The sequence below is a fragment of the Candidatus Stoquefichus sp. SB1 genome (assembly GCF_001244545.1).
Classification (GTDB): Bacteria; Bacillota_I; Bacilli_A; order Erysipelotrichales; family Coprobacillaceae; genus Stoquefichus.
Map to the genome: position 1 here is coordinate 865,168 of NZ_LN852694.1, position 19,242 is coordinate 884,409.

20 protein-coding genes are annotated in these 19,242 nt (G+C 32.0%); 18 read left to right on the forward strand and 2 right to left on the reverse strand.

Translation table 11 applies throughout. From position 1 onward, the window contains the following. Position 1 precedes the first annotated feature (1 nt). Genes pgsA through recA form a run of 3 tightly spaced genes read left to right on the forward strand, consistent with a single transcriptional unit; the run spans position 2 to position 2,149 of the window. A complete protein-coding gene (pgsA, locus tag BN1865_RS07950) occupies positions 2-595 on the forward strand; it encodes a CDP-diacylglycerol--glycerol-3-phosphate 3-phosphatidyltransferase (RefSeq protein ID WP_050636710.1) in 594 nt (197 codons plus the stop codon). A gap of 1 nt (position 596) precedes the next feature. After that, positions 597-1,064, forward strand: coding sequence for a CinA family protein (locus tag BN1865_RS07955; RefSeq protein ID WP_050636711.1), 468 nt, complete (start codon positions 597-599; stop codon positions 1,062-1,064). Between the two features lie 32 nt (positions 1,065-1,096). Continuing rightward, positions 1,097-2,149 (forward strand): recombinase RecA, encoded by a 1,053-nt coding sequence (gene recA, locus BN1865_RS07960; RefSeq protein WP_050636712.1) that lies wholly within the window; start codon positions 1,097-1,099, stop codon positions 2,147-2,149. Positions 2,150-2,231: 82 nt separating this feature from the next. Here the strand turns inward: recA and BN1865_RS18380 are convergent, their stop codons facing one another. Together BN1865_RS18380 and BN1865_RS07965 are read right to left on the reverse strand one after the other, a co-directional pair. Then, positions 2,232-2,399, reverse strand: coding sequence for a hypothetical protein (locus tag BN1865_RS18380; RefSeq protein WP_157844079.1), 168 nt, complete (start codon positions 2,397-2,399; stop codon positions 2,232-2,234). Between the two features lie 2 nt (positions 2,400-2,401). Then, positions 2,402-3,853: an ISL3 family transposase gene (locus BN1865_RS07965; RefSeq protein WP_232780323.1), complete on the reverse strand. Its 1,452-nt coding sequence runs from the start codon at positions 3,851-3,853 to the stop codon at positions 2,402-2,404. A gap of 269 nt (positions 3,854-4,122) precedes the next feature. Between BN1865_RS07965 and BN1865_RS18385 the strand changes: the two genes are divergently transcribed. The 15 genes from BN1865_RS18385 to miaA all read left to right on the forward strand — a co-directional run bounded on the left by BN1865_RS18385 (position 4,123) and on the right by miaA (position 19,089). Beyond that, a complete protein-coding gene (locus BN1865_RS18385; protein ID WP_157844080.1) occupies positions 4,123-4,356 on the forward strand; it encodes a hypothetical protein in 234 nt (77 codons plus the stop codon). Positions 4,357-4,638: 282 nt separating this feature from the next. Then, the gene (locus BN1865_RS07970) at positions 4,639-5,190 is read left to right on the forward strand and encodes a TetR/AcrR family transcriptional regulator C-terminal domain-containing protein (RefSeq protein ID WP_050636713.1); all 552 of its coding nucleotides are present in this window, start codon (positions 4,639-4,641) and stop codon (positions 5,188-5,190) included. 155 nt (positions 5,191-5,345) lie between these two features. Next, positions 5,346-6,905: a ribonuclease Y gene (rny, locus tag BN1865_RS07975; protein WP_050636714.1), complete on the forward strand. Its 1,560-nt coding sequence runs from the start codon at positions 5,346-5,348 to the stop codon at positions 6,903-6,905. Between the two features lie 41 nt (positions 6,906-6,946). Next, entirely contained in the window at positions 6,947-7,729 is a 783-nt protein-coding gene (locus BN1865_RS07980) for a TIGR00282 family metallophosphoesterase (RefSeq protein WP_050636715.1), read from the forward strand. Between the two features lie 48 nt (positions 7,730-7,777). Beyond that, positions 7,778-8,038: a stage V sporulation protein S gene (locus tag BN1865_RS07985; protein ID WP_050636716.1), complete on the forward strand. Its 261-nt coding sequence runs from the start codon at positions 7,778-7,780 to the stop codon at positions 8,036-8,038. 62 nt (positions 8,039-8,100) lie between these two features. Continuing rightward, the gene (locus BN1865_RS07990; protein ID WP_050636717.1) at positions 8,101-8,346 is read left to right on the forward strand and encodes a hypothetical protein; all 246 of its coding nucleotides are present in this window, start codon (positions 8,101-8,103) and stop codon (positions 8,344-8,346) included. 86 nt (positions 8,347-8,432) lie between these two features. Continuing rightward, positions 8,433-9,875, forward strand: a complete 1,443-nt coding sequence (gene miaB, locus BN1865_RS07995) for a tRNA (N6-isopentenyl adenosine(37)-C2)-methylthiotransferase MiaB (RefSeq protein ID WP_050636718.1) — start codon at positions 8,433-8,435, stop codon at positions 9,873-9,875. After that, positions 9,859-10,242 carry a YlbF family regulator gene (locus BN1865_RS08000; protein WP_050636719.1) on the forward strand — a complete coding sequence of 128 codons (384 nt, stop codon included), beginning with the start codon at positions 9,859-9,861 and terminating at the stop codon, positions 10,240-10,242. Before miaB ends, BN1865_RS08000 begins: the two co-directional genes overlap by 17 nt. A gap of 28 nt (positions 10,243-10,270) precedes the next feature. Beyond that, the gene (locus BN1865_RS08005; protein ID WP_050636720.1) at positions 10,271-11,779 is read left to right on the forward strand and encodes an IMP dehydrogenase; all 1,509 of its coding nucleotides are present in this window, start codon (positions 10,271-10,273) and stop codon (positions 11,777-11,779) included. A gap of 115 nt (positions 11,780-11,894) precedes the next feature. Beyond that, positions 11,895-12,764: a helix-turn-helix domain-containing protein gene (locus BN1865_RS08010; RefSeq protein ID WP_050636721.1), complete on the forward strand. Its 870-nt coding sequence runs from the start codon at positions 11,895-11,897 to the stop codon at positions 12,762-12,764. A 143-nt stretch (positions 12,765-12,907) separates the two neighbouring features. Beyond that, positions 12,908-13,411: an outer spore coat protein CotE gene (gene cotE, locus BN1865_RS08015; protein WP_050636722.1), complete on the forward strand. Its 504-nt coding sequence runs from the start codon at positions 12,908-12,910 to the stop codon at positions 13,409-13,411. Between the two features lie 90 nt (positions 13,412-13,501). Next, a complete protein-coding gene (gene mutS, locus BN1865_RS08020) occupies positions 13,502-15,994 on the forward strand; it encodes a DNA mismatch repair protein MutS (RefSeq protein ID WP_050636723.1) in 2,493 nt (830 codons plus the stop codon). A 13-nt stretch (positions 15,995-16,007) separates the two neighbouring features. Beyond that, positions 16,008-17,825, forward strand: coding sequence for a DNA mismatch repair endonuclease MutL (mutL, locus tag BN1865_RS08025; RefSeq protein WP_050636724.1), 1,818 nt, complete (start codon positions 16,008-16,010; stop codon positions 17,823-17,825). Further along, a complete protein-coding gene (locus BN1865_RS08030) occupies positions 17,826-18,185 on the forward strand; it encodes a phage holin family protein (protein WP_050636725.1) in 360 nt (119 codons plus the stop codon). It abuts the gene before it with no gap. Next, positions 18,178-19,089 carry a tRNA (adenosine(37)-N6)-dimethylallyltransferase MiaA gene (gene miaA / locus BN1865_RS08035; RefSeq protein ID WP_050636726.1) on the forward strand — a complete coding sequence of 304 codons (912 nt, stop codon included), beginning with the start codon at positions 18,178-18,180 and terminating at the stop codon, positions 19,087-19,089. Before BN1865_RS08030 ends, miaA begins: the two co-directional genes overlap by 8 nt. Positions 19,090-19,242: the final 153 nt, after the last annotated feature.

The window sequence follows — 19,242 nt, forward strand, 5'->3', positions numbered from 1 at the left end:
TATGAATTTACCTAATAAATTAACAACAATCCGCTTAATTAGTGTCCCATTATTTGTTATTATTTATTTAATACCTTATCAAATGTTAGGCATTTCGATGCCTACTTTTGATATTTTATCTACAGAACTATCACTTTTAGATATTATTTTATTTATTATCTTTGTATTATCTGCTTTTACTGATTATTTGGATGGTTACTTAGCCAGAAAAAATAATCTTGTCACAACATTTGGAAAATTTATTGATCCAATTGCTGATAAGTTAATTGTGAATACTGCTTTATTATTATTGGCTTCATCACAGGATATTACAATTGTGATTCCTATTATTATGATTTCTAGAGATACAATTGTTGATGCGATTCGTTTGGTAGCAAGTCAAAAGAATGTTGTTTTGGCAGCCAGTTATTTAGGCAAAGCCAAGACTATGACACAGATGATTGCAATTTGTATTTTATTATTGCATAATGTTGTTTTTGCAGCTGTTGGTATTCCAATGGATCAGATTATGATTTGGCTGGCAACAGGTATTTCAGTTATAAGTGGTATTGATTATTTTGTTAAGAATAGTCAATATATTATGGAGAGTATGTAAAATGGAAGAATTAGCACAACTATTAATAGAACAAGGTATTTCAATCAGTAGTGTTGAGAGTTTTACCGTCGGTGGATTTGCTAATATGATTGGTAGTATCAGTGGTATTTCAGCAGTGTATCGTGGCAGTTTGGTGAGTTATCAGACATGCATTAAACGAGATGTATTAAAGATTGATGAAAAAATCATTGATCAGTTTGGTGTTGTTTCCAATGAAGTTGCTGGATTTATGGCTATTCAAGGTCAAAAAATGTTTGCTAGTGATTTGTGTATTTCTTTTACTGGAAATGCTGGGCCATCTGCGATGGAAGGTAAACCAGTGGGACTTATCTACATAGCGATTGCATATGCTCAAAAGATTCACACGTTTTGTTTTGAATTGTCTGGAAGTCGAGAAGAGATCAAAAAACAGGCAATTTTATTAGGAATAGAAAAAATATTAAATATTTTAAAGAAAAATGAAGAATAAATGTGTATATATGTAGTAAGGAGGGAAATATTATGGCAGAAAAAAAAGTAAAGAAAACAGATGATCCGGCTGAAAAAAAGGAAAAAGCACTTGCTGATGCAATTAGTCAGATTGAAAAGCAATTTGGTAAAGGGTCAGTTATGAAATTGGGTGAACGTGTTGCGGTGGATATTGATGTTATTCCAACAGGTTCATTAACACTTGATGCAGCGTTAGGAATTGGTGGATATCCTAAAGGCCGTATTATTGAAATTTATGGACCTGAATCAAGTGGGAAAACAACTTTGACATTGCATGCAATTGCAGAGGTACAAAAACAAGGTGGACGTGCTGCTTTTATTGATGCTGAGCATGCAATTGATCCTGTGTATGCAAAAAATTTAGGTGTTAATGTAGATGAATTGATTTTATCACAACCTGATAGTGGAGAACAGGGCTTAGCAATTGCTGAGACACTGGTAAAGAGTGATGCTATTGATTTGGTTGTTGTGGATTCAGTAGCGGCACTTGTACCTCAAGTTGAACTTGATGGTGAAATTAGTGATAATTCAGTGGGATTGCAGGCAAGAATGATGTCTAAAGCGATGCGTCGTTTATCAGGACTTATGAATAAAACATCATGTACAATTATTTTTATCAATCAGTTAAGAGAAAAAATAGGTGTTATGTATGGAAATCCGGAAACAACAACAGGTGGACGTGCTTTAAAATTCTATTCATCAGTTCGTATTGAAATTAGACGTAGTGAGGCCATTAAAAATGGTTCTGAAATTGTTGGAAATAAAGTCAATATTAAAGTGGTTAAAAATAAAGTTGCACCACCATTTAAGACCACTTCTGTCGATATTATTTATGGTAAAGGGATTGCTAGAGATGGTGAAGTTATTGATTTAGCAGTTGAAAATAATATTATCGATAAATCTGGAGCATGGTATGCTTATCAGGGTGAAAAAATTGGACAAGGACGTGAAAATGTAAAGATTTTCATGGCTGAACATCCTGAAGTTATGGAAGAAGTTGAAAATAAGCTTAAAGAGATTATTTTTGCACATGAATCAGTGGAAGATGAAAAAGCGGTAATCTAAAATAACTTGGGATTTCGTGAATCTCATCTATCAAATAAAGTGGGGCTTAACTGACCCCACTTTTTTGTATAGACTTTTTTAATTAGAATCGTTCATTGGATTTTTCTAAAATCTTATCTACTTTTGAAGATATTATCATGATTCTTCTATACATATTACTTATGTCTTCCAGTATTTCTTCCAGAACTTCATCTTCTTCAAGAATCCTATTCTCATCGTCCTCCAGAATAAGCTTGTATGTCTTTATCATTATTATTTGTCCTCCTTTTTTATAATATTGAGATAATAGGTTGTATCACTGTTAAGTGAAAATAAGATTTTGTTTCTGAAACGTTCCCAGTTCAGGTATCCATTTGATGCATGTTTGATCAGCTTGATGCTTTTATTGCGGTTCTCTACAATCGCAGTATTCATCTTTCTGTTTTTCTCCCTGTCTACAATCATAAAGGAATTGATGATTTCCTGCTTCCATCTTGTCAGAGTGTTGGCGAACTGGCTCATCTCTTCTATAGGACAGCACCTGAAGTCGATAATGATTTCTTCCAGTTTTTTCTTTGCGTCTTCATAATGACACTGTCTGTAGAAACGGGTAACACTGTCCTTAAGGTCATAGGCGATATCAAGTTCTCTGTCATACTTCACCATATAATCAAACAGATCATAATAGTTGTAGTATCCTTCCAGTCTTCTGTTGTATCTCTTTTCCTCATTGGGATCAAATATTCTGTTGTCAGTTGAGATGAACATCCAGTTAAATTTTTTAAGCACATAGTAGTGTCTGGATGCTTCCTCGTATATATATTCCTCTTCTTTTGTAAGGCCGATATTCTTCTTTTTTTGTTGAAGTTCCCTGATCTGTGTCATGTACTTTTTCTGAGCTGATATTCTGACTTTATCCATTCTTCGCCCCAGTTCCTGAACAACATGAAACTTGTCGATACAGCAGCTTGCATTGGGAAAGACGTGTCTGGCAACAATCCTGTAGGTTTCCCACATGTCAAACGAACAGTACAGCACCTTTTCACGCTCTTCTCTGGGAATAAGCATAAAGTAGCTGATCAGGTCATCCTTTTTACGTGTTGGCAGGACATCAACAATCTTCTGGTCAGTACAGTCAACCAGCACACAGACAAATTTGCTTTTATAAGTCTTGAATGCATAAACCTCATCAATACCCAGACATGCAGGAAGAGGTCTCCTGGAAATACGGACATGATCATCAAAGATATTGATGACGGAGGTTACTGAAACATGATAACGCCTGGCAACAGATGTGAATGTTTCATTGGGAAGCTTAAGATCTCTGAGGATATTGGATACAGTCGCTACAGAGATTCTGGAACTTCCAAATACAAAGGGATTGTGTTCAAAGAATGTTTTGTGACAGTGAGGACAGCGATATCTTCTGGCTTCGTATATGATAAAGCACTGGGAATAATTAAGAACGGAATGAATAATCTTTTTTTGAGAATAATCCTTAATTTTATCAGTCATCTGACCACATACAGGACACTGATGATATTTGACATTCAGTCTGATGCAGATGTAAATTCCATCTGACTGATGGGTGATTCTGAATTCCTGAATATCATCTTTTTCAAGATTGAAGAACTTGAGAATATCATTTTCGGAAATAATAGGCATAATGGTAGTATTGAGCAGTTCACCATCTTCCAAAAGAGGTGGTGCATCGATAGCCTTCATATAAAAATCTCCTTTCATCTTGTTTCTAAGACAAAAGTAACATAGAAAAAGGGAAAGGCATACAAAAGTCATGTGGGAAAATAGAAAAGACAAGGATGATTTCTGCGGTTCATCCAGCATAAGGTTATGTATCTAAGGGGGATATCGTGATATTTATGGATGAGAAAAAAGCGATGAGAGGAATAAGTGAACTGAGAATAATTGACAGATGAACAGATAACAGAGAAATCGGCAATTGAATAGGGAATCATTTCCTGAATAAGAACTGCATGAGTCACACCGCAATCAGTGCATTGAACTCTCAGTATTCTGATAACAATATCTCTATTGAAGAAATCAGTATGACGATCATAGTAGGCATGAAAAGTCCAGCTGTGGGAATGACAACTGGAGCACTCAATTTTATTGAAGTTGATGCTTCTAATCAATCTGTCATAAACAAACTGATTGAAAGGCTTGATTTTTTTGTGAGTTTGAATTATTATCATAGTGTTCTTCAATAGGACAGGATAAATAATCAAACTTTGGTCGGGGCGATTGTTTATCCATTTTCTTTCTGTAAATTTTATAAAATAATCATATAATGATTTAGAGAAAATATAAAGAGAAAGAACCCCATAGAAATGAAAAGAAGAAACAATATAAAAAGAAAAGGCACCCCAATAAATTTGAGTGCCAGTAAAAACCCCAGAGATATTTAATTACTCGAAAAAGCCTCATAGGAGGCTTTTCTTTTGACTTCAAAATATGCACTGATATAATGGAAAAAGTGGAGGTAAGAAGATATGGCAAATTTCACAAAAAAAGCATTGATGGCTTCATTTTCTAAATTATTAAATGAAAAACCTTTTGATAAAATTACAGTTCAGGATATTGTTGATGATTGTGGGGTTAATCGAAATACCTTTTACTACCATTTTCAAGATATTTATATGTTGTTGGAATGTTTATTGCAACAAGAGTGTCAAAAAGTTGAAGATGCTTTAGATAATGATTTGACTTGGTTAGAATGCTTTGAAATTGGTTTTTCATTTGTTTTTTTTAATAAGACAGCGGTCTATCATTTATATCAATCAATGAATAGAGAAACCTTAGAGTACTTTTTAGGACAAGTGATTGAAAATATTCTGAAGAAATATATCGATATTCATTTTGCTGATGTGCATATCAGTGATGAACGTAAAAAGTTTATTATTAAGTTTTATAAATATGGAATAACAGGTATTTGTTTAGAGGGTATTGCAAGTGAATTATCAGAAATAGATATTCAAAAACAATATATTCAAGATATAGAAAAAAGTTTTAAACGAAGCCTTTTTAACTCTATGCAGGAGTAAAGAAGAGGTAAGAGAATTTCTGTTTTTAGTCTTCATTGGTGGAAGCCATTCCATAATTTCGATATTTTATTGTCAATTTCACAAAAATACGGTATAATAAATTTGTGCGTAAAACGCACTCAATGAAATTTATCATAGGAAATAGGAGGATGATTATGCCAGAAATGAATGGACCTCTCACTATTTTAACCTATGTTCTAGCAGTTGCTGTAGGGTTTGTATTGTATTTTGTATTGACAAAATTAAAAGTATCAAAAGCCAATGTTGATGCTACAAAAATTATAGAAGAAGCAACTGCCAAAGCTGATAATATAGTAAAGGAAGCCATTCTTGATGCAAAGACACAAGCTTATGAATATAAGCTGGATGCTGAAAAAGACATCAAGGAACAGCGCTTAGAAGTTACTAAATTTGAAAATAAACTATTGCAAAGGGAACAGAATATCGATCGTAGAGATATTGCTTTACAAGGTAAAGAAGATGTTTTGGACGATAAAGCAAAGCAATTAGAGAAAAAAAGTGAAGAACTAGGTAAATTGGAGGCACAATTAAAAGAACAAATTGATGCAAAAATTGTTGAATTAGAAAAAATAGCGGCTATGAGTGCAAATGAAGCCAAACAGGAACTCTTTAAGCAAGTAGAACAAAAGATGGCTACAGAAGTCACTGCTTATATTAAAGAACAAGAAGATGAGGCTAAATCTAAAGCATCTTTATATGCAAAAGATATTATCGCTGCTGCTATTAATCGTTATTCACAAGAAGAAACGATTGAACGTACAGTGAATGTTGTCGCTTTACCAAGCGAAGAAATGAAAGGCCGTATTATTGGTAGAGAAGGTAGAAATATTAAGGCTATTGAAAATGCGACTGGTGTTGAATTGATCATTGATGATACACCTGAAGCTATTACAATTTCTTGCTTTGATCCAGTAAGAAGAGAAATTGCCAGATTATCATTAGAAACTTTGATTCGTGATGGAAGAATTCAACCAGGTAGAATTGAAGAAGTTGTTCAAAAAACGAAAAATGAATTAAATGAAGTCATTCAAAAAACAGGTGAAGATGCAATTTTTGAATTAGGATTATCACGTGTTAATAAAGAAATTGTCATGATGCTGGGAAAACTTAAATATCGTACAAGTTATGGTCAAAATGCTTTACAGCATTCTTTAGAAGTGGCACATTTTGCTGGTATGATGGCTGCTGAATTAGGATTAAACCAGCAGTTGGCACGTCGTGCTGGATTATTGCATGACTTAGGAAAAGCAGTTGATCATGAAATGGAAGGAAGCCATGTTGAATTAGGAGCAAAGTTTGCTAAGAAGTATGGTGAGAATGCAACTGTTATTAACGCAATTGAGTCACATCATGGAGATGTAGAACCAACAAGTGTTATTTCTATTATTGTTGCTGCTGCTGATACATTATCTGCCGCTCGTCCAGGAAGTCGTAGTGAGACAATTGAAAACTATATTCAAAGACTTGAGAAATTAGAAGAAATTTCAAAAAGTTTTGATGGAGTTGATAAAGTATTTGCGATTCAGGCTGGCCGTGAAGTGCGTGTAATTGTTAAACCTGATAAAGTTGATGATTTAGCAAGTCATCAGTTAGCAAGAAATATTAGGGATAAGATTGAAAATGAATTAACATACCCTGGACATATTAAGGTCACTGTTATTCGTGAAGTGCGCGCAAATGAAATTGCAAAGTAAAAGATAGGCATAACCTATCTTTTTTTAAAGGAGAAGAGATTATGAAAATTCTTTTTATTGGAGATGTTTTTGCGGCTATTGGACGAGAAATGATTGAAACCTATTTGCCACAATTAAAACAGCAATATCAAATTGATGTTGTGATTGCAAATGTTGAAAATGCAACACATGGAAAAGGACTTAATAAAAGACATTATGAGGAGTTTTTATTTCAGGGAATTTCATTGATGACAATGGGAAATCATACATTTGCTAAAAAAGAGTTATTTGATTACATTGATGAAGCAGACCGTTTGATTGTTCCTTACAATCAGCCACGCGCATTACCAGGTATGGGAAGTAGAGAAATAACAATTTTAGGCAAGAAGATCCGTGTAACAAATTTATTGGGAATTACTTTTATGGATGGGAAATCCCAAAATCCTTTTGAAGCCATTGATGATGTTTTAAAAGAAGATACAAGTGATATTCATATTGTTGATTTTCATGCTGAAGCAACAAGTGAAAAGATAGCTTTGGGATATTATTTAGATGGAAAAGTATCAGCAGTTTTAGGGACGCATACGCATGTCACAACGGCTGATGAAAAAATTCTTCCTCAAGGAACTGCTTATCAGAGCGATGTTGGTATGACAGGACCTTATGAAAGTGTCATTGGATGTGATAAGGATAGCATTATCAAAAGAATGAAAACAGGTGTTATGACACCATTTTTAGTAGCTGAAAGTGTCGGACAATTACGTGCAACATTACTTACATTTAATGATCAAAATCAATGTATTCAAATTGAACGCATTTGTATTGATCCTGATCATTCTTTTTAAGCATATTTATCCTTGTTCTTTCATATATTGGGGCAAGGAGGAATTTTTATGGAAATGATTAGAGTATCTTCATCATCGAAACCAAGTAAGGTGGCGGGAGCATTAACAAGTCTCTTGCGTGAAAATCAAAATGTTCAAATTCAAGTGATTGGTGCTGCTGCACTTAATCAGGCAATGAAAGCTATTGCGATTGCACGAGGATATATTGCTCCAGGTGGTTATGAGATTTATTGCATACCTTCTTTCTATGATTTAACTATCGATGATCAAATTGTGACGTCTTTACGTTTAAATGTAGAAATGCATTAAAAAGACTTTCTTTTTTATGTGAAAGTGGGTATAATATAAGAAGATAATAAGGAGGAAATATTATGGCAAAATGTAAATTATTAATGTCAACTGCACAAACTCAAAAGTTAATTGACTTCTTCGATGGATTAGAAGATGATAAAGTGAAATGTAAATTTATAAAGAAGACAGGAATTAAGGCTGAAATTGAGTGTGAAACAGATTTAACACCTGAAGAAGCTGCTTCATATTGTAAAGGACTTTTCAAAAAAACACCTGAAGGTGCAGTTTTATACTTTTCAATTCAACCTGACGGATTCTTTGGTTAAAAATTTAAAAATAAGGACTTTGTCCTTATTTTTTTCTTTCTTATTTTATAATAAATTGATATAATGAGTCAGAAAGTGGTGAAAGAATGAAAGATTATAGTGAATATTTTAAAGGTCCATCTTTAAAAGATGCAAAACATAGAGGAAAAGATGAAATTCATCATATAGATGATGCTTATGAAGTTCCAGCAGATATGATTGGAATAGGAAAAGGACAAAAATATTTTATTCAGACATACGGTTGTCAGGCAAATGAACGCGATAGTGAAACATTGGCAGGAATCTTAGAAAGTTTAGGGTATGAAGCAACTGATGAAATTAAAGATGCTCAAGTTGTTTTATTGAATACTTGTGCAATTCGAGAAAATGCTGAAGAAAAGGTTTTTGGGAAAATAGGATATCTTAAAAAGTTGAAACGTACAAATCCAAACATTATCTTTGGTATTTGTGGTTGTATGGCACAAGAAGAAGTCGTGATTAATAGAATTCTAGAGAAACATCACCAAGTTGATATGATTTTTGGAACACATAATATTCATCGTTTACCTGTTTTACTTAAACAGGCAATGCTTGAAAAAGAAATGATTTTAGAAGTTTGGTCAAAAGAAGGGGATGTGATTGAAAATTTACCAAGTCATCGTGCTCATCCTTATAAAGCATGGGTTAATATTATGTATGGATGTAATAAATTTTGTACATATTGTATTGTTCCATATACACGAGGTAAAGAGAGATCACGTTTACAAAATGAAATTCTTGATGAGATAAATGATCTCAAAAATAAAGGATATCAGGAAATTACTTTATTGGGACAAAATGTTAATTCATATGGAAAAGATTTTGATAATGGATATGATTTCGCTTCATTGTTAGCAGACGTTGCTCAAACAGGCATTCCAAGAATTCGTTTTACAACTAGCCATCCATGGGATTTTTCTGATGATATGATTGATGTTATTGCTAAGTATGATAACATCATGCCTGCTATTCATTTACCTGTACAATCAGGCAATAGTGAAGTTTTAAAACGTATGGGACGCCGTTACAGCCGTGAACAATATTTAGATTTGTTTGATAGAATTAAAAAGAAAATTCCTGACTGTACAATTACAACGGATATTATCGTTGGTTTCCCAGGTGAAACTGATGAACAATTTGAGGACACAATCAGCTTATATGAACATTGTGAATATGATTTGGCATATACTTTTATATACTCTCCACGTGAAGGCACACCAGCCGCTAAAATGGAAGATGATATTGATATTCATACAAAGGAACAACGTTTATATCGTTTAAACGATCTTGTGAATGAAAAAGCCCATATGCAAAATCAAAAATATTTGGATCAGGTTGTTGAAGTTTTGGTGGAAGGTCTTTCTAAAAAAGATGAAGAGATGTTAACTGGTTATACAGCACATCAAAAATTGGTTAACTTTAAAGGAAATAAAGATCATATTGGTCAAATTGTTCCAGTAAAAATTACAGAAGCCAAAACATGGGCACTTAAAGGTGAAGAAGTTGAATAAAGATATTGAAGAAAAAGCTAATCTCTTAAATCAATGGATTCTAAGTCAAGAAGTTGTGCAGGAATATCAAAAGTATGCATCATTAATTAAAGAGAATCAGCAATATGCTCAATGGGAAAATGAATTAAAAAAAATGCAACAGGAAATCGTTCAATGTAAACATAGTCAGATTGATTGTGAAGAACTCATTAATGAGTATGAAAGAAAGAAAAAAGCTTTTGATGAAAATCCTGTTATTTACAATTATTTAGCATTAAAACAAGATGTCAACATACTGTTACATCAAATTCAAAATGATATTAATCAACAATTGAAGAAAAAGGTTGACGAAAACGACAAAAATCTATATAATTTTTCAATAAAATAGAATATAAAAGAGATAAAGGAGAGAAAACATGGCATATTTTTTTGATGAACCATCACATACATTTAATGAATATTTATTAGTACCTGGATACTCTAGTGCTGAATGTCAGCCTAAGAATGTCAATTTAAAAACACCTTTGGTAAAATTTAAAAAAGGTGAAGAACCTGCTTTGTCATTAAATATTCCTCTTGTTTCAGCAATCATGCAATCAGTATCTAATGATACAATGGCTGTTGCTTTAGCAAGAGAAGGTGGAGTTTCATTTATATATGGTTCTCAATCAATTGAGAGTCAGGCAGAAATGGTGAGAAAGGTAAAAGCATATAAGGCTGGATTTGTTCCTAGTGATTCCAATATTGCACCTGATCAAACATTAAAAGATGTTATTGAATTAAAAGAAAAAACAGGACATTCAACAATGGCTGTTACTATCGATGGAACAGCGAATGGAAAATTAGTAGGAATTGTTACGGGAAGAGATTACCGTGTTTCACGTATGGATGAAGAAACAAAGGTTTCTGAATTCATGACACCATTTGATAAATTAATTACTGCTCATAGTGGTGTTTCATTGAAAGAAGCAAATGATATTATTTGGGAAAACAAATTAAATGCATTACCAATTATTGATGAAAATCAAAAATTAGAATATTTTGTATTTAGAAAAGATTATGAATCAAGAAAATCTAATCCAAATGAATTATTAGATTCATCTAAAAGATATGTTGTTGGAGCTGGGATTAATACAAGAGATTACGCTGAGCGTGTTCCAGCATTAGTTGAGGCTGGTGCAGATGTGTTATGTATTGATTCAAGTGAAGGATTTAGTGAATGGCAAAAACTCACAATTGATTGGATCAGAGAACATTATGGTGATCAAGTCAAAGTTGGGGCTGGTAATGTTGTTGATGAAGAAGGTTTCTTATTCTTGGCAGAAGCTGGTGCTGATTTTGTTAAAATTGGTATCGGTGGGGGATCTATCTGTATCACTCGTGAACAAAAAGGTATTGGTCGTGGACAGGCAACAGCAACTATTGAAGTTGCAAAGGCTAGAGATGAATATTATGAAAGAACTGGTGTTTATATCCCAATTTGTAGCGATGGTGGGATTGTTCATGATTATCATATGACTTTAGCTTTGGCAATGGGATCTGATTTTATTATGTTAGGTAGATATTTTTCACGTTTTGATGAATCACCTACAAATAAGGTTAATATCAATGGTCAATATATGAAAGAGTATTGGGGAGAAGGAAGTGCTCGTGCAAGAAACTGGCAAAGATATGATTTAGGTGGAGATAAAAAATTGTCATTTGAAGAAGGTGTCGATTCTTATGTTCCTTATGCTGGATCATTAAAAGATAATGTAGGATTATCACTTGCAAAAATTAAATCTACAATGTGTAATTGTGGAGCATTATCAATTCCTGAATTACAAAGAAAAGCAAAAATTACACTTGTTTCTTCTACAAGTATTGTTGAAGGTGGAGCTCATGATGTTGTTTTAAAAGACTCAACTCCATCACATAATCAATAAAATATATCAAAGTATCTGTATTTAGCAGATACTTTTTTGCTTTATAAAGCATTTATAGACAAGCGTGAAGTAAAAATAAATGATAGACTAGATTTAAGAAAAGGAGGAGTTAATAATGGTTGCGTGGGAGGCAATTCAGGAAATAATTTTATATATTGAAGACAATTTATCAAATGACTTAGATGTTGAAACACTTGCACAAAAAGTCTATTTATCACCTTATTATTTTCAACGTCTTTTCAGCCGTTTGGTTAAGAAAAATGTTGCTGAATATATTCAATTAAGGAGATTAGCAAAAGCGGCTAACCTTTTAAAGGAGTCTGACGATAATATTTTAGATATCGCAATAGCGTGTGGATTTCAAAGTCATAGTCATTTTACAAAGGTATTTAAAAATGTTTATACAATCACACCATCTGATTATAGAAATTCAAATATTCATTTAGATTTTTTTATTCAACCCAATCTTGCTTTCAATTATTCTTTAATAGAAGAAGGAAAAACTTATATTGTTGATGATATGGTTATTGAAATAAATAAATTTGAAAATGAAGAAGATATTCAATTTATTGGGAAAAGTGTTATTTCACCTGTATCAAAGATAGGTGAAGCAAAAATCAATCAGTTAAAATCACTTTGGGATGAATTTGAAGTGAATCAAAATCAAGTAGGTGTAGATATTTTGACTGCTTGTGAAGACCCAAATTATTTTCATTATTTTGTTGGCCTAGAGTCTAAGAATAATCCCTTTCATTTAGAAACGAGGATTATGCCTAAAGGTCAGTATGTTGTATGCCGCTATGAAGCGGAGGATTTTAATGCTTTGGTCAATGATGCATTGTATAAGGCAAGTCAGTATTTATACGAAATATGGTTACCTCAACATCAGTTTATTCCTGAGCCTTTATTGGTTCAAAAATATTTTCAGCCATTTTCTAAAAACTGTTATATAGAATTATGGGCTAAAATTCATATAGAAAAGTAAAAAATGATAACTTGATTATTGAACATATGAATAATGTAACAGACATAAATAAGAATTTTAAAATATAGCATGATATCACACAATAATTATAAAAAATTGTGTTATATCATGTTTTTTGTCATATAGTATATGGAGGTGGAATTATGAGCAATAACATAAGAGAGATTTATACGAAGGCAATCGTAGCGAAAGGCAAAAAATTATCCAAGAATACGTATAATTTTACTTTAACAACATTGCCAAATGACATATTAGGATGTTGGATTTCTAATCATCATTATGAAGCTGCAATTAAAAATAGAGTTCCTAAAATTATAGGGACTTTCGATGTTCACATATGGTACAGCTGTCATGATGAAATGGACTCACAAGTTGAAAAGCATCAAGTGACATATATTGATGATATGCAGGTGAGTAAAAAAGAAAACCGTGAATTTGAACCAAGTGATCAGGTCAAAGCACGTTGTTTTGAAAAGCCTAAATGTTTATCTGCGAGTTATAGTCAGCAAAATGTGACAATTGAAATTGAAAAAGAAATGCAGATTGAAATCAGTGGTGAAACTTGTATTAAGGTTGAGGTCAAGAATGAAGAAGAGGTTTGGGATGAATTTGATGATATTGAAATTAATCCGGATTTTATTAAATAATGTTTAAAGAATTCCTATGTTTTCAAGAGGAATTCTTTTCTTTATTTGTCAAATTATGCTATAATATTGTAGTTATTAAGGAGTGATAAAATGAAACAAAAATATTCACCAATGATGATGCAATATTTAAAAATAAAAGAAGATAATCAAGATTCTATTGTTATGTTTCGCTTAGGCGATTTTTATGAAATGTTTTTTGATGATGCAATTGTGGCTTCTAAAGCCTTAGATCTTGCTTTAACAGGAAAAAATGCTGGTGCTAAAGAACGTGTTCCTATGTGTGGCGTCCCTTTTCATTCAGTGAGTGGTTATATCCAAAAATTAATTGATTTGGGACATAAAGTTGCTATTGTTGAACAATTAACTGATCCTGGTAAAAAAGGAATAGTTGAACGTGGAGTTGTACAAATTATTACTCCTGGAACAATTATGGATCATTCTTTAAATGAGAAAAGAAATAATTATATAGGAGCTTTAGGTGTTTTTGATTTCCATTATACTTTAGCATATTGTGATATTTCAACTGGAGAATTTTTTGTTGTTAATTTTGATAAAGAAAATCATTTATTGAAGAATCATATTGATGCTTTGGGATTAAAAGAAATAGTTGTTATGGATGATTTTGTTTTTGAAGGTGTTTTTGTTTCAAAATATAACAATGATAAGTTTAATGAACAATATAAAAAGATTTTTGAAAATATTAGTGATTTAAAGGAAATTAAGATTTGTTCTTTATTATTGAATTATATGGTTGAGACACAAAAACGTGAATTGGGTCATATTCAAGTAATACAAGAAGTGAAAACAGAAGATTATATTTATATGGATTCTTATACAAAAAAATCTTTAGAGCTTGTTAAAAATGCAGATAATGAAAATTATGGGACATTGCAATGGCTATTAGATGATACAAAATCAGCAATGGGTGGTCGATTATTACGACAATGGATTGAAAGACCATTAGTAAATAAAGAGAAAATTGAAAAAAGAATGGATATTATTGAAATTCTTATTGATAATTTTATTGAACGTGAAACGATTAAAGATATTATTAATGATATTTATGATTTGGAGAAGTTGGCAGCGAGAATTGCTTTTGGAAATGTGAATGCGAGAGATATCAAATGGATTGGTGCTTCATTAAAAGTTATTCCTGAATTAAAACATCAGTTACTTTCTTTAGGACATCCATATACCAATGCCTTAGCTGAACAATTAATAGATTTATCATATATGACGGATGTTATTGATCAGGCGATTGTTGATAATCCGCCTTTAACAGTTAAAGAAGGTGGGTTGATTCAACAAGGCTATAATCAAGAGTTAGATGAATTAAGATATATTCGTGAAAATGGAAAACAATGGTTAAGTGAATTTGAACAAAGAGAAAGAGAAAAAACAGGAATCAAAGGGCTTAAGATTGGCTATAATAGAGTTTTTGGTTATTATATTGAAGTTACAAAAAGTTATTTATCTATGGTTAAAGATGAATTTGAATATACAAGAAAACAGAGTATTTCTAATGCTGAACGTTTTGTAACACCAGAATTAAAGGAGATGGAAGCAAAAATTCTCAGTGCTAATGATAAAATTGTTGCTTTAGAATATGAAATTTTTGTTCAATTGCGTGAATATATCAAAAAAGATGTTCATTTGATTCAGGATGTAGCAAGTATTGTTGCACAAATTGATGTTTATCAGTCATTAGCTTCTAAAGCAAGTCATAATGCTTATGTTCGACCTGTTTTTAATGATCAGCATATTATAGATATCGAAAATGGAAGACATGGTGTTATTGAACAAGTGATTTCAAGACAAAAGTATGTACCTAATGATTTACATATCCATGAGGATGCACCTATTTTATTAATTACAGGACCTAATATGGGTGGAAAATCAACTTATATGAGACAAATTGCCTTGTGTGTTATTATGGCTCAAATTGGCTCTTTTGTGCCATGTGATAGTGCGAATTTACCAGTTTTTGATCAGATTTTCACACGTATTGGGGCAAGTGATGACTTGATATCTGGACAATCAACTTTTATGGTTGAGATGCTAGAAGCTAATAATGCCTTACGTTATGCAACTCGTGATTCTCTCATTATTTTTGATGAAATTGGTCGTGGAACAGCAACATTTGATGGAATGGCGATAGCACAATCTATGATTGAATACATTGCAACTCATATCAAGTGTATTACTCTTTTTTCAACTCATTATCATGAATTGACTATGATGGATGAAAGTTTCCATATCCAAAATGTTCATGCAAGTGCATCAGTAGAGGGAGACCGTATTGTTTTCTTATATCAAATCAAACCAGGACGTTCTCATCGCTCTTATGGAATTAATGTTGCTCAGTTAGCTAAATTACCTGATGAAGTGATTGCTCGTTCTAAAATTATTTTAAAATCTTTAGAAGATAATAATATTGAAACTGTTATCAGTGAAACACAAGAACAACCCGAGATGATAGTTCAAGAAAGCTTAGTTGAAAAAGCATTAGAAAGAATAGATCCAATGTCTTTATCACCATTAGATGCTTTAAGTACATTGATTGAATTAAAAAAATTATTATAAGTGAGGTGGTTAAATGGCAAAAATTAGACAGTTAGATGATATTTTATCTAATAAAATTGCAGCTGGAGAAGTTGTTGAAAGACCGGCTAGTGTTGTAAAGGAACTAGTTGAAAATAGTATTGATGCACTTGCTCATCGTATCGATATATATATTGAAGATGGTGGACTTCAAATGATTAAAGTGGTTGATAATGGTGAAGGTATGTCAAAAGAAGATGCCCGTCTTTGTTTTTCACGTCATGCGACAAGTAAAATAAAAGATGACCAGGATTTGTTTAATATTATGACTTTAGGTTTTCGAGGAGAAGCTATACCTTCTATTGCTTCAGTCAGTCATTTTGATTTAAGAACATCAACTGGTGAAGCAGGTTATTTTATGATATATGAATTTGGGAAGTCTCTTCAAGAAGGTATATGTGATTTACCAAAAGGCACACAGATTACGATCACTAAAATCTTTCAGAATGTTCCCGCCCGTTTAAAGTATTTAAAATCAGTTAATAGTGAGTTTGCTGCTATACACCAGTATGTTGAAAGAATTGCCTTAGCATATCCTCATATTGCAATACGATTATATCATAACGAAAAATTGATTTTTCAGACAAATGGAAAAGGCAATTTGTTGGAAGTCATTGCCAGTATGTATGGTATTGCAACAGCTAAAAATATGATTCCTGTTGAATTTGAAAATGATGAATTTCAAATTCAAGGATATGTTAGCAAAATTGATACTTCGCGAGCATCAAAGACAAATATTATCACTTTGGTGAATCATCGTTATGTAAAAAATGCAATGAGTATTGATGCAATTAACAATGCTTATCGAGCATATTTGGCTGATAATCGTTATCCTATTGCTGTTGTCAATATAGAGGTTGATCCTTATTTAGTAGATGTTAATGTTCATCCATCTAAATTAGAGGTCAGATTTTCTAAAGAATACGAATTACGTGAGCTGATATATAATGGTGTATCAAATGCTCTTCAACAGGTTAATTTAACATATCAAGTCAAAAATAAACAAACAGAACGTGAAACATTTAAACCACAATTAGATCAAGTGACTTTTGATTTGCCTGAAGAAACTCCTGTTTTTCATAAAGAAGAGGCAATTGTACAAAAAGAAGATTTGGCACAGCAAAAGAATTTACTTAAAGAACCCCAAACAGCATATACTCATGTTCAACAAAGAGATGAGACAATTGAAGAAAGCAGTCATACACCTATATCAACAATCCAACAAAGACCAATTCAAGAAAAAATTTATGCAAAAGCACAAATTCATGGAACTTATTTAATTGGTGAAAATGAAAAAGGAATGTATATGGTTGATCAGCATGCTGCTCAAGAAAGAATTAACTATGAGTATTATAAGGAACAGTTTTCACATCTTGATTTAACTATGCAGCCATTATTAGTACCTTTGCAATTGGAATACCCAATGAGTGAATTTCTCATTTTAGAAGAAAGAAAAAGTGTTTTAGAAAAAGTAGGAATTCATCTGGAAGTTTTTGGTGAACATGGTTACATCTTAAGAAGTTTACCTTTATGGATGAAAAAAATAGATGAGAACATATTTGTAGATGAAATGATTCAGGAAATTTTACATAAAAATTACTTAGATGTTGTCTCTTTACAAGAACATGCTATTGCAACATTAAGTTGTAAAGCATCATTAAAAGCCAATACATATCTTTCTTTAAGTGATATGCAAACTATATTTGATAATTTAATGCGATGTGAGAATCCATATGTTTGTCCTCATGGAAGACCAACAATATTGTTTTATAGTGATTATGAATTAGAAAAATTATTTAAGAGGGTGATTTAAATGAAAAAAGGAATAACAAATATTATCTTTGAACTTGTTTTAGGTGCAGGGGTGATTATGTTAATGGGGTATTGGTTTGATGGTGTCTATGTGAAAGATTTTTCAGTTGCTTTTTTAGTAGCACTTGTTTTAGCTTTATTAAATACTTTTATTAAACCTATTTTGACAATTATTGCATTACCGATTACCATTTTATCATTAGGAATCTTTCAGTTGATTATTAATGGTTTTATTTTAACACTTGCAACGGATATATTAGCACCTGATTTTCAAATTGCATCATTTGGATTAACAATTGTTGCATCAATTTGTATATCTATTTTGTATAGTTTGTTAGGGATTGGGAAACTCGATGACTAGAGTAATTGTTGTTGTTGGGCCAACGAGTGTTGGTAAAACGAAAATGGGTGTTGAATTAGCTAAAGCGCTGAATGGTGAAATTATTAGTGGTGATTCTATGCAAATTTATAAAGATATGAATATAGGAACTGCTAAGGTCACAACATCAGAGATGGAAGGAATTCCACATCATTGTATTGATATTTTAGAACCAACTTGTGCATATAGTGTTAAAGATTTTCAGGATGCTGTACGTTTTTGGATAGATGATATAACAGCGCGTGGAAAGACTCCAATTATTGTCGGAGGAACTGGATTGTATATTAAAGCCGCACTTTATGATTACAAGTTCAGTGAGACAGAAGATAATCATGATATGTTTAGAAAAAAGTATAAGGATTATGATAATGAACAACTCTACAATTATCTTTTCTCTATTGATGAAATGAGTGCTAAAGAATTACATCCTAATAATCGTCAAAGAGTCTTAAGAGCTATTGAAATCTATGAACAGACTGGGCGTAAGAAAAGTGAAATTGTTGATGAACAACAGCATATCTGTTTATATGATGCTTATTTTGTTGGGTTAACATTACAACGAGATCTTTTGTATGAAAGAATTAATCAGAGAGTTGATTTGATGAAAGCTGCTGGTTTGGAAAGAGAAATAAGACAACTTTATAATCAGGGATTAAAGAGAACACATCAAAGTATGAAAGCAATTGGTTATAAAGAGTGGTTTGATTACTTTGAAGGAAACATATCAAAGGATGAAGTTTATGAACTGATCAAAAAACATTCGCGCCAATATGCCAAAAGACAATATACATGGTTTAAAAATCAGTTTGACGTGCACTGGTATAATGTTGATCTTCAAAAGTTTTCAAATACAGTCCAAGCTGTTTTACAAGATATTCAAGAATAATATTTTTAATGATATTCTTTGTTATTGATTTAAATTATTTTATAAAAAATATTTCAAAGACGAAATGAATAGACATGATAAATGTATCTTTGTTTTGTCTTTTTTTATCAAGTCAATCTATTTGATAAGGTCATCTGCTCCTATTTAATAACA